Genomic DNA, 12,702 nt, shown 5'->3' on the forward strand with positions numbered 1-12,702 from the left:
CTTTTTAGAATATCTTATAACTTGATTTCCTCATCCTTCGCATTGAAGAAATGGAATTCTGTTAAGCTATATGAAGAGACGGCTTTTACTTTGATCCACCTTCCAAACTTCATAAACCATTTTATTCTTTTTGATACAAAACCAGACTTAATGTAGGCTTCTATATAAGGATGTACACATAGTGTTATTCCCTTATCGTTTTGTTCCTGCAGAATAAAACTCAAATTGCTCTCAATATCGTCCATTAGTACGATACTGGATCGGATTTCGCCCGTTCCGTTACAGGTCGGACATTTTTCATTAGTCACTACGCTCATTTCCGGGCGTACACGTTGCCGTGTGATCTGTACCAATCCAAATTTACTTGGTGGTAATATCGTATGACGGGCACGATCGGCCTGCATACATTCGCGTAAGTAAGTAAATAATTCCTTACGATTAGTTGGCTTGTGCATATCAATAAAATCGATGACCACTATACCGCCCATATCCCGCAAACGCAATTGCCTTGCTATTTCGCGCGCCGCTTCCTTATTGACCAGCAACGCATTGTCTTCTTGATTTTCTTTATTGGCTGTCCGGTTACCGCTGTTTACATCAACAACGTGCAAGGCTTCAGTATGCTCAATTACCAGATAAGCACCACCCTGCAAATTGACCGTCTTGCCAAAAGAGGCCTTAATTTGTTTTTCTACTCCGAAGTGATCAAAGATAGGTTCTTTATGTTTATAAAGTTTGACTATCTTTTCCAGATCCGGAGAAATCTCCTGCACATACGACTTTGTTTCTTCGTAGATAACAGGATCATTAACATATATATGCGTAAACTCATCCGTCAGGATATCGCGTAAAATGGTAGAAGCTCTATCCATCTCACCCAACACTTTCTGGGGTGGTTCTGCAGTTCTAAGGCGTTTGGTAAATAATTCCCATTTCGAAATCAGGTCTAACAAGTCTTTTTGCAACTCTTCAACCCCTTTACCTTCAGAAACAGTCCGAATAATTACTCCAAAGTTGGCAGGTTTGATTCCTTCCACTACTTTTTTGAGGCGTGTACGTTCGGCGCTTCCTTTGATTCGTTTCGAAATAGAAACTGTACTCGAGAAAGGGACTAATACTACAAATCTTCCGGCGATGGATAAATCCGAACTCAACCGCGGTCCTTTTGTAGAGATAGGCTCTTTGGCTATCTGAACAGGTAGTAACAGATTCCGGCTCAAGATATCCGAAATTTTACCTGCCTTATCGATGTCCTTTTCTAGTTTTAAACTATTGAGCAGTTTCTCTTGATAACTGCCATTCTTTACTATACGGGTTAGCTTGAGTAACGACTGCACCTGCGGACCGAGATCCAGATAGTGCAGAAATGCATCCTTTTCGTAACCTACATCTACAAAAGCTGCATTAAGACCAGGCATGATCTTCTTTATTCTTCCCAGGTAAATATCACCGACGGAAAAATTGTTGTTTGCCTGCTCCTTGTTTAGTTCAACAAGCTGTTTATCCTGTAGTAAAGCAATAGTTACCCCTTTATCAGGGGTAGAATCGATAATTAATTCCTTTACCAACAGCTACATATTTGGGATGCCTTCCTGTCCGAACTCCGTCCGGACGGGCACCGATGAAACATAATTCCCGTTTAATGAAAAAATACAATCGATGGATCCACGATTGCAGATCCATCGATTGTACTCTGTTATTTCAGTTAGCAATATGCATTAATAACCGTCATAACCCCACAAGCTTATTTTTTCTTGTGTCTATTTTTTCTTAAACGTTTTTTACGTTTGTGAGTAGCCATTTTGTGTCTTTTTCTTTTTTTTCCGCTTGGCATAGCTTTAATGTTTTTAAATGATTATAAAATAATATGTTACTTGCTTAATTCTTCGATACGTTTATCGATGAATTGAGAGAGTGAAGGATCAGATGCCAGTTCTTTGCTTTTTTGAAAAGCAGCGATAGCATCACTCTTCATCCCAATGTTTTCATAGCCTGTGGCTAAATAAAAGTATGACTCCGCATCGGGTTTCTGCTCGATAACCGTTTTGAAACGATCGATTGCTTTATCAAATTGGCGGGACTGCAGTGAAAACAATCCCAGTGTTTTGTTTGCTTCTACGTTTTTTGGTTCTTTTGCCACGACTTCACGCAATATCGCAATACCGGCCATAGGATTATTCGTACCCGTTACCATGGCGGCCCCCAAACCTGTCTTCGCATCCAGACTGGACGCATCAAGTTTAGTTGCTTCTTCAAATGCATGAATTGCATTTTGATTAAGTGCCGAAGCTAATACGGTGTCCTGTAAATTTGTATAGGCGGCGCGATAAGCCTGTCCGGCTTTCAACCAATACTCAAATTTAGGAGAAATTTTTGCCATTTCCTCATAAATTAATGCCTGAGGAGCAGGTTTTGCTACGTCATCCCATTTTTGAGCTAGCTGCTGGTAAAGTGCAATTTTATCTTCACCCGAAGCTTTACTTACTTTAGATTCCAGATCTGCGATATCCTGAATCAGATTAGCATCTAATCCTTGTTTGGATGCCTGTGAGATCGCATCTAAATTAACGACAGAAGAAGCCTCAGTACCTTTGGTACTTGTAGCTTCTTCCTTACCATCTACCAGACCTTTTATTGGCTGCGCCAATAGGGCTCCTACAAGGAGAACTACTAAGGCAATAACAACAATTTGCTTGGTCTTTTGCATGATGAAATTATTTCGTTGAATTATTTATTCCCGTTTTTTACCTTCTCAACAAACACTTTTGCAGGTTTGAAACTTGGAACGAAGTGCTCAGGAATAATGATTGCTGTGTTTTTCGAAATGTTTCTTGCAGTTTTTTCAGCTCTTTTTTTCACTACGAAGCTACCGAAACCTCTTACATAAACATTTTCTCCGCCGATCATGGAGTTCTTCACTACTTTGAAGAATGCCTCTACTGTTTCTTGTACATCTACTTTCTCTAAACCCGTTTTGTTAGAGATCTCTGCGATAATTTCTGCTTTAGTCATATCTGTTTTTACTGTATTATTTTGTATTTCAACCCTTAAGCACACAGCACTTTGGGGACGCAAAGGTATTGCTTTAAAACGAGCTTTGGAAATTATTTCTGCGTTTTTTAATGAAAATGACAACAAAAATGCATCATTAACAAGTATTTATCCCCAACCGACTCCTGTTTTCAATCGTAAACGAACGACAAAAGTACAACTTTTTACCTTGAATATCAAAGAGTTATTTTGTAAAATTATCTTTCCACGTGAAACCCGAAAGTTGCAAATTTTATGCGTAAAACTTAAACGTTTTCGCAAATTCATATGCTTCAAACCTCCCTTTGCCCGCTTTCATTTCTTATTTTTAGACTTTATATCCTATTTATGAGACAATACCTGCTGTTAGTTTACATGATCTTTGCGTCTATGCAATTCAATACCGCACAAGAGAGCATGCGCCTGAATGAAAACTGGGACTTTGTGCGAAATGATCTGGGCAATATCTGGGAAGCGATCCGGCCATATAGTCCGGGATCTTCCGAAAGTGTTCCCATCTGGCAGAAAATTACGTTACCTCATTGCTATAATGCAACAGATGCCGTCGCTCCGTTTGAAAACTATTATCAGGGACCTGCCTGGTACCGCACTACACTGGCTATCCGCAATCCTTATCCCAACGGTCGCACACTTTTACATTTTGAAGGTGCAGGACAAAAAACAAAAGTCTATCTCTATGATCAGTTGGTTGGAGAACATGTAGGCGGATATGACGAATGGACTGTCGACATCACCGATGCTGTAAAAGCTTTTGAGAAAAACCCTGCATTTCAAAAACAATATAAGGGTCGTCATCCGCTGGTCATTCGTACAGATAATTCCAGAGACACGGAAATGATACCATCAGATTTGTCAGATTTCAATGTATATGGCGGAATATACCGCTATCTCAATCTGATGTATCTTCCTGCCGTCGCAATCGAGAAGGTATTTGCGACACCAACCTATGACATCTCCGGCAAATCAGCGAATATTGCCGTTTCCCTTCGGCTATATCCGCAAACGGATCAGGCTAATGGAGATATTACAGTAGAACTGACCGCTCCTGATGGAAAGACGGTCTATAAGCATACAAGCAATCAAAGGCTGAGCACTGAAATTACACTCCCCGCCATCAGACTACAAAAACCGGAACTATGGTCACCCGATCAGCCCAACCGCTATACGTTACATATACAGGGCAACTATAACGGGCAGACTTTCCGTCAAAGCACAGCTATCGGAATCCGCCATTTCGAATTCGTAGACAACGGCCCTTTCCGGCTCAACGGTGAGCGTCTTCTTCTGAGAGGAACGCACCGCCACGAAGATCACGCCGGAGTAGGAGCTGCTATGACTGAAGAGATGATGCTGCAGGAAATGAAAATGATGAAAGAGATGGGAGTTAACTTTATCCGTCTCGGACATTATCAGCAGTCCCGTATTATTCTCAATGCCTGTGACAGTCTGGGCATATTGGTCTGGGAAGAGATTCCCTGGTGCAGAGGTGGTCTTGGCGGACCGGTCTACCAGGAACAGGCCAAACGTATGCTTCGCAATATGATAGAACAGCATTACAACCACCCAAGCATTATTCTTTGGGGAATGGGAAATGAAAATGACTGGCCGAACGACTTTCCCACATTTGACAAACAGCAGATCAGAGCTTTTATGCAGGAGCTGCACAATCTCTCTCATCGTCTGGATAATACCCGCAAGACGGCCATCCGCCGCTGTGACTTCTGTAAGGATATTGTAGATGTCTATTCTCCGTCCATATGGGCGGGATGGTACAGGGGTCAGTATACCGACTATAAATCTGTATCCGAGGCTGAATTCAAACAAGTTCCGCATTTTATTCATGCAGAGTGGGGAGGGGACAGCCATGCTCGAAGACACGATGAAAATCCGGACAACGGCCTTACCAAACTCACGTCAAGCACTTCTGCGGATGAACGCGCAGGAGATGCCTCTCTATACGGAGGCGCAACCAGGGCATCCAAAGATGGAAACTGGAGTGAAAGCTACATCTGCAATCTGATAGACTGGCACCTCAAAGAACAGGAACATATGCCGTGGCTAACCGGATCTGCATACTGGCCTTTCAAAGATTTTTCCACTCCTGTACGTCCGGACAATCCGGTACCTTATGTAAATCAGAAAGGTGTCGTAGAGCGGGATTTTACAAAAAAAGAGTCTTATTATGTTTTTCAGTCTTACTGGACCAAAGATCTAATGGCTCATATATACGGACACTCCTGGCCCATTCGCTGGGGAGAGGCCGATGAACAGAAAATGATCAAGGTCTATTCCAATGCGGATGAAGCCGAATTATTTTTCAACGGAAAAAGTCTGGGCACGAAAAAACGGAACTCCGCAGATTTTCCCGCAGCAGGACTACGCTGGAACACCGTTTTCCGCGAAGGGGAAAATCATATCCGGGTAATTGCTAAGAAAGGGAAACAGACTGTGACAGATGAGATCAATCAATTTTACCAAACAAAAAAATGGAGTAAACCCACCAGTATCACAACCAGAACCAGCAATCTCTCCAATGACGAAGTAGTCGTAGAAGTACAATTGACGGATGCGGAGGGTACAGCATGTCTGGACGCAAAAGACTATGTCCTTTTTGAACTGGCCGGAGACGGAATATTAGTTCAGGATCAGGGAACTTCTTCAGGCTCCCGCTACTTACAGACTTTTAATGGACGCGCTATGATTAAGATCCGCAAAAATAAAGGTTCCAGTGTTCTTGCAGTCAAAGTCAAAGGACTGGAAACTGTATTTTTAACACTTAAGTAGCAGTATACAGATAGCATCTGCAGGAACTAAAACAGCATTACGGCTGATCTGTAAACTCGTTTATATGATCAGCCAGTTGGTGTAGATCCGCTGCTGTATGATGACTACAGATTACGATTCTGTTCAGCAAAGGATCCGTTGCCAGCGGATATGGAAAACTGGATACTACAAATCCGCTCTGCAACAGAAAGTGATATAACTCCACCCTGGCTGAGGTAAACACAGCAAAACCGGGAGTATGGGAAAGTCTGTCTCCTGCCAGTTGGTCAAATAAAGCAATATTCTGCTGCAGCTGATCAAACTGCTTGTGATAGATTTCTTCGCCATGCAATAAGGCATACATCGATGCCGGAGAGCTGGGCGAAGCGCCTGTATAGAATGTTGAAGATCGCAATGCTGCGATACGTTGGGAGGAAGCAAAGATCACACCCGCATCTGTTCCCATTCCTTTGGCCAGGGATGCCAATAAAATGACTTCCAGATTGTCCTGTACAAGCTCTTCAACAGCTACAGATGCTCGATTGCGGGTTATTACACCTATACCATGCGAATCGTCCAGTATAAGAATTACTTTTTTATCCGGGTCAATACCCCTGAAAGCTTTAAAATCATATCGCTCCGGCTTCATATTATCCAGCGTATTGCTGATGAGGACGAAAACCTTTTGTTCTGAGTTGTTGATACAAGTAACTGTGTTCGTTACCCAATCCGGAAATTCACCCCGGATACCGGGATTGTCGGACAGCCAGAGTGCCGGATGACTATTCGGCGCATAGATGAATTCTCCTTCTCCAGCCAGATTTTTGACTACCATCTGCGCGGCCAGATATCCGCCGGAAACTAGAATTGCATCTTCAAATCCGAATCTCCGCGATATGGCTTTCTCCGCCTCATCAAAGATTCCAAGCTGTACATTATTATTGCGGGAAGTCCCGTTATTCAATCCCAGCTTTCTTACACCTGTTATAAACAATTCCATATATGCCGAATCATTCAGCAGACTCAGATATGCTGTTCCCCCGAAAAAGAGATACTCTTTGTCATGAAGCTGTATTTTGCGTCCTGTGGGTTGATTCAACTGTCTAAATTCATCCATGTTTCGGAATAGGGTTTACGAGGCCAATTCTGTGCTGATAATGTGTCAAATATACATGATTATTTAAATTTTAATGCTTCCAAAGCCCCCTAATCCCATATTTACAGAGATATGCTGTAGCATTTCCAAAAAAATAACCGTTATATTCGCAAACCTTTAATTAACAGATAAAAAAATACTGAATTTATGAACATCTTCAAACTTTATGCAGCTGCGTTGTCATTAATGATTATCTCTTTTACAAATAGTTTACAGGCGCAGATCAAATGGGGGGCCAGAGCAGGAGTTAATTTTACCGCACTCAATGCCACAAATGAACAGGAAAGTGAACTAGCAACAGAGTACGTCACACGCTTCTCCATCAGCATCAGTGCAGATATTCCTGTCATAAGTGACTTTTATGTACAGCCTTCTCTCTTGTATTCCGGAAAAGGATATAAAGCCGATGCCGGATCTATAGGTTTCAGCAAAGGATTTAATGCAAATGTATCGTACATAGAACTTCCTGTGCATATTCTTTACAAACCAAAGGTTGGACCGGGAAGTCTTATTCTGGGGGTAGGTCCTTATCTTGCCTATGGCACAGGAGGAAAATGGAAAACTGACGAAACCGTATTGATAGGGGACATTATGATCGACAATAAAGGCGATATAAAATTTAAAAATGATGGCTCTGCTGCCGATTATGGCACTTATATCTATGGAAAACCCTGGGATTACGGAACAAGTGCTGTAATTGGATATGATCTTTTCAATACCTATACATTCCAGCTGAACGCAGAATGGGGTATGGCCAATCTGGAACCGAAATGGGGATCATACAAGCCTAAAGGAGAACGAAAAAACAAAGGCTTTGGCATATCCGTCGGATATAAATTTTAGATATAAAAGCCTTTCACTGATTTAGGTGGAAGGCTTTTAGCTTATTTGCAATTGCAATAGCTTCGGTCAACATAGATTTTATTGCCATTGGAGTTTTTATAATAACATCCGCCCTTGGGGCCATCGTACAGTCTGTTTCCGTTGTAGGTACAACTTCCGGCACCAGTTGAAAGGTTTTCTACCTCAGATTTTGTACATGCCAGTAATGAACTTAAAACAACCAAAATTAATACTATCTTTTTCATAGGCACGAAAATACTGCCGACACAGAACCTGAAAAAAGGGTTTCCCGTAAAGAGGTTAACCTTTGATTTTTTTTATATTTTTACTCCTTAACTATAAATTATGAAAAACTACTACACTATTCTTATTCTGTTATTAGTAACGACTTTTTCCTCTTGCTCCAAAAATGAAGCTTCCCCTCCGCATGGTATGATTGATATTGCAGCGACTTTAACTAACGGTGATAAAGTCATAACCGGAGATGAGTATATATTTTGTGATATAGCTGTTATTCCTATTAAAGATTTTCCAAAAGAGATAAACAAGAATACAGTGTATCATATTTTTTCTGACATGCCTAAACACGTAAAATATGCGACGAAAGACTTTACAAAGGCCGTTCCTTCCGGAGATTATACGCTTCTGGTTCAAGTCATTGCCGCATCCGACAATTACAAATCATTAATTGGGACATATTCTTATAAAAGGGCCTCAATATCTGAAGACAGTCCGTTCAAAGATTCTGCAAAATTTGATTTAAATAACAAAAGTGATTTTCACCCCTGGAAGTAGATTCTATATACTATAATAGATGAACAGACTCATACTTCCTGCTTCTGTATAGACTGATATTAATCATTATCAATTTTTATATCTTCGCAAGATCAAATTATTAACCATCAATGAAAAAAATTTTTATCACAACATTTATGGCGATAGCTTTCGCCGGCACCTCTTTTGCGCAAACAAATACGGATGTTGAAGCTCAGGTAGAGGATCACCAATTTGCTTATAATTTACTGACCAATCTTTCCTACGAAAAGGGTATTGGAAAAAAAACTACATTACGTTTATCGGGCCCTATAGCAGGAGGCGTTTTATACAGAAGTTCATCCATAACAATTAACGACTACCATTATGAAGATTCAGAATGGGGTTATGTCATCCGTCCTGCGCTTGATGTGCAAGTCAGACATTATTACGATTTAAACAAAAGACTTAGAAAAGGAAAAAAAGTAGCACATAACTCCGGAAATTATATTGCCGGAGTAGTTGCAGCAGGCGGTCCTTCCATACTAAAAAGTGATAATGTATATGTGCCTGATTTCTTTATGGCAGTGGGTGCTATGTGGGGAATTCAGCGGAACTATGGAGAGCGTTTCATGATGAATGTAGGCATCGGTCCCGGAGTAATTTTTTATGATGGTATAAGTGAATTTACTTTTGTAGGTGGTGTAACACTTGGCTTTAGATTAGGGAAATAAAAGCAATAATTTTCCTATATGGAAATAGGATGCTTGAATATAAAAATTCAATAAAGTGATCATTATTAACTAAATATTTAGAGAAAAATGTTAGAATATAATAAGCCATATAGACTTTAAGAGCTTTCGGTTGTTACAAAAGATGAATAATATAATTTTTTTTAAATAATTTAAACTTCCTTTTCTTCAAACCTGTTAAGTATTTTGTATATTCACTAAAACTATTTAACAATAAATTATGCTCTCCTCCAAATATATAAGATTTGGATTTTTTACAACCATTAATTAATCAAAAATGAGTTTAGATAATTTTTATAGTTTGCGAAACAACTTTTTAGTTGTTGGCCTTACTGGGAGAACGGGAGGGGGATGTAATGATGTTTGTGATTTTTTAAAATCAAGTGAAAACCCATTCAAAAATATTTCTGTTCCACAAAACCTTCATATTAATGAAATTCAAAAATTTAATATTTGTAAGAATATCCTAAATGATTCAACAAATGAATGGCGTAAATTTTCCGTTATAAAATACCGTGATATTTTATTATTATTTTTTCTAGAAGAATTACAGAAAAAATGTTCAAATGACTTTTCAAATTTAAATTTAGATTTACTTATCAATCTTTTCAACAGGCTTTATAATTTAAACCAAAATGTCACTAGACGATTAGGGCAAGACGATTTGTCGGATAAAATTGTACAACAGATCCTTAGATATTTAAAAGATAATATTTCTGAACTTATTAGTTTTGATAAATTATTTGATCTTTTAAAAAGCGGTGTATCTAAAAAAGAGAACCTAAATTTTTTGAATGATTTATTCTTTAATAATTTCAGTGTTTTTGCTAAAGGTTTCTTTGAAAAAATTGATAAAATTGACATTGTAGCTCGTCAACTTTTCTTACAGGATATAGCATGCAATCTCAGATCTTCTGGACATATAACTTTTGAAGATAATAATAAGAAAAGAGAAACCGAGAGTATTTTTACAGTAGCCGTGGCAATTAAGAATATCATTAAATTAAACAGAGGGGCTATTGGTTGGAATAGAATTATAATTGATTCTTTAAAGAATTCTTTGGAAATCAATTTTTTTAGAGAAAGATACTCAGGTTTTTATTTGATAGCATCAAGTCGTGATGAACAACAAGCTAACGAATATCTTAAAAACAAGATTGAACAACTAGGATTCAGTAATGCAAAGCTATCTTCTATCATTGATAAGATAAAAGAAATAGATAATGCTCACTATCAAATTAAAGATTTTAAAGCTGGAAAATTCTCCACTCCAGATCTCGAAAATTGTATACAAAAAGCAGATTACTACATCTATAACAGTAAGGATCCTGAAATTGAGCCTATTAAGTATGAAAGTGAAAATTATAGATATTTAAATTTAGAAATGCAACTTTTAAAATTTTTAGCCTTAATTTACAAACCTGGCATAATTACTCCATCAGCAATTGAGAGGTCTATGCAGGTAGCTTTTAGTTCAAAGTATAATTCAGGGTGTATATCAAGACAAGTTGGGGCTGTGGTAACAGATTCCAGTTACTCTGTTAAATCATTAGGATGGAACGAAGTGCCACAAGGACAAACTCCATGCTCCTTAAGAAGTTTAAAAGAATTAGCTTTAAATCAGAGAATTAATGTCTATTCTGATTACGAAAAAAATGGCGGTAATTATTCAGGTAAGACTTTTAAAGAAAAAGTGAAAGAGACACTAATAGATGTGTATGGTGAGGAAGATAATTTCTTTAATAATTTAAATGGACATAATTGCCCATATTGTTTTAAGGATTTTCATAATGCGTTTGAAGGTAAAGAGAATCAAGTTCATACTAGATCTCTTCATGCAGAAGAAAATGCAATGTTACAAATTTCTAAATTCGGTGGACAACCATTACATGGAGGCATTTTATTTACAACAGCTAGTCCATGTGAGTTATGTTCCAAAAAAGCTTTTCAACTTGGAATTAAGAAAGTATTCTACATTGACCCCTATCCAGGTATTGCCAAAGAACAAATTTTGAAAGCAGGAAATGAGATGAAAACTAACCCAGAACTTTTTTTATTTCAGGGTGCTGTTGGAAGAGGATATTTCAAGCTTTATGAGCCCTATATGTCAATTAAAGATGAAACGTTTATCCGCACCAACATAAAACCTCAAGTATCAGAAGATAAGCTTTTTAAAAGCTTAAAAGAACAGTTATTGACAAAATTTCCAGAAAGTAAAGAGTTAGAAAATATATCAACATATAAAGAACTTGTTCAAGTTATTGAAATAGGATTGAAAACCAAAAAATAGTTTTATGCCAGTTAAAAACCTATTTCAGAAACCTTTTGATGAGGGAACGAATACAAAGTTAGATATTGTAAGGCAATACTTTGAAGAATGGCTCCCGGTTTTTGTAGCAAAAAAACAGCCTATATGGAGAACAATACAGATTTTTGATTTTTTCGCTGGACAGGGGAAAGATAAAGAAGGAAAGGATGGTAGTCCTTTAATATTTATCCAAGTAATTAAATCCTTAAAGGAACTTATTTTAAAAAATAAATTGAAAATAATCTTACACTTAAATGAATTAAATATTGATAATTTCAACATTTTAGTAGAAAATACTTCACAACAAGATGATTTATTCGAAATAAAAACTTACAACTCCGACTTTAAATCTACTTTTGATAAGCTTTATCTATCAATGAAAGGGTCTGCAAATTTTTTATTTTTTGATCAAAATGGTATAAAAGAGATTACTGAACCCTTATTTAGACAAATAGTCACCTTAAAGCAGACAGATTTTTTACTATTCATTTCATCGTCATATTTTAAAAGGTTTTCTAATACAGATGAATTTAAAAAATATTTCAATTTTGATAGGTCTTTTCTTGAGAATTCCCATTATTATCATATTCACAGAAAAGTATTAGAACATTATAAACTTTTCATTCCAAGCGAAAAACAGTATTATTTAGCACCGTTTTCAATTAAGAAAGAAAGAAATATTTATGGTTTAATTTTTGGAACACATCATACATTAGGAATCGAAAAGTTTCTTAATGTATGTTGGAAAAAAGATAAGTTAAGGGGAGAGGCTAATTATGATATTGATAATGAGAAAATAAATACAACAACCCCCTTTTTATTTGATGATTTAAATATACCTCAAAAGATTGATATTTTTGAAAAAGGATTGCATAAGCAAATATTTGAAAATAACATGAAAGGTATTAAAGAAATATATTTATATACATTGAGTGAGGGCTTTCTTTATAAAGATGCCAATAAAATTTTAATTGAACTAAAAAATAAGAGAAAAATTACGTTCAATGATATTTTAATTACAAAGAACCTACATAAATTAAAAAAGAATGAGTTCATAGAAATATTTTAATCAAAAA

The 12,702-nt window shown here is 37.4% G+C and carries 10 protein-coding genes; 6 read left to right on the forward strand and 4 right to left on the reverse strand.

Annotation, left to right across the window (positions count from 1 at the left end):
- Positions 1-14: 14 nt before the first annotated feature.
- The 3 genes from I6J02_RS06630 to I6J02_RS06640 all read right to left on the reverse strand — a co-directional run bounded on the left by I6J02_RS06630 (position 15) and on the right by I6J02_RS06640 (position 3,012).
- Complete coding sequence (locus tag I6J02_RS06630) at positions 15-1,568, reverse strand: ribonuclease E/G (protein ID WP_003001733.1); 1,554 nt, start codon at positions 1,566-1,568, stop codon at positions 15-17.
- Positions 1,569-1,870: 302 nt separating this feature from the next.
- Positions 1,871-2,707, reverse strand: coding sequence for a tetratricopeptide repeat protein (locus I6J02_RS06635; RefSeq protein WP_201680982.1), 837 nt, complete (start codon positions 2,705-2,707; stop codon positions 1,871-1,873).
- Positions 2,708-2,727: 20 nt separating this feature from the next.
- The gene (locus I6J02_RS06640) at positions 2,728-3,012 is read right to left on the reverse strand and encodes an HU family DNA-binding protein (protein WP_037461054.1); all 285 of its coding nucleotides are present in this window, start codon (positions 3,010-3,012) and stop codon (positions 2,728-2,730) included.
- A 366-nt stretch (positions 3,013-3,378) separates the two neighbouring features.
- On the opposite strand from I6J02_RS06640, the gene I6J02_RS06645 reads away from it, so the two are divergent.
- A complete protein-coding gene (locus I6J02_RS06645; protein ID WP_201680983.1) occupies positions 3,379-5,835 on the forward strand; it encodes a glycoside hydrolase family 2 TIM barrel-domain containing protein in 2,457 nt (818 codons plus the stop codon).
- A 37-nt stretch (positions 5,836-5,872) separates the two neighbouring features.
- On the opposite strand, the gene I6J02_RS06650 is transcribed toward I6J02_RS06645, so the two are convergent.
- Entirely contained in the window at positions 5,873-6,931 is a 1,059-nt protein-coding gene (locus I6J02_RS06650) for an aminotransferase class I/II-fold pyridoxal phosphate-dependent enzyme (protein ID WP_201680984.1), read from the reverse strand.
- Positions 6,932-7,117: 186 nt separating this feature from the next.
- Here I6J02_RS06650 and I6J02_RS06655 point away from each other — a divergent pair, with 186 nt between their 5' ends.
- From I6J02_RS06655 to tcmP, 5 genes are all read left to right on the forward strand, one after another.
- Complete coding sequence (locus I6J02_RS06655; RefSeq protein WP_201680985.1) at positions 7,118-7,813, forward strand: outer membrane beta-barrel protein; 696 nt, start codon at positions 7,118-7,120, stop codon at positions 7,811-7,813.
- A gap of 345 nt (positions 7,814-8,158) precedes the next feature.
- Positions 8,159-8,608 carry a hypothetical protein gene (locus tag I6J02_RS06660; RefSeq protein WP_236582332.1) on the forward strand — a complete coding sequence of 150 codons (450 nt, stop codon included), beginning with the start codon at positions 8,159-8,161 and terminating at the stop codon, positions 8,606-8,608.
- Between the two features lie 110 nt (positions 8,609-8,718).
- Positions 8,719-9,300 carry a hypothetical protein gene (locus tag I6J02_RS06665; protein WP_201680986.1) on the forward strand — a complete coding sequence of 194 codons (582 nt, stop codon included), beginning with the start codon at positions 8,719-8,721 and terminating at the stop codon, positions 9,298-9,300.
- Positions 9,301-9,595: 295 nt separating this feature from the next.
- Positions 9,596-11,608, forward strand: a complete 2,013-nt coding sequence (locus I6J02_RS06670) for a hypothetical protein (RefSeq protein ID WP_201680987.1) — start codon at positions 9,596-9,598, stop codon at positions 11,606-11,608.
- Between the two features lie 4 nt (positions 11,609-11,612).
- Complete coding sequence (gene tcmP / locus I6J02_RS06675) at positions 11,613-12,695, forward strand: three-Cys-motif partner protein TcmP (protein WP_201680988.1); 1,083 nt, start codon at positions 11,613-11,615, stop codon at positions 12,693-12,695.
- Positions 12,696-12,702: the final 7 nt, after the last annotated feature.

The organism is Sphingobacterium spiritivorum (assembly GCF_016725325.1).
GTDB lineage: Bacteria > Bacteroidota > Bacteroidia > Sphingobacteriales > Sphingobacteriaceae > Sphingobacterium.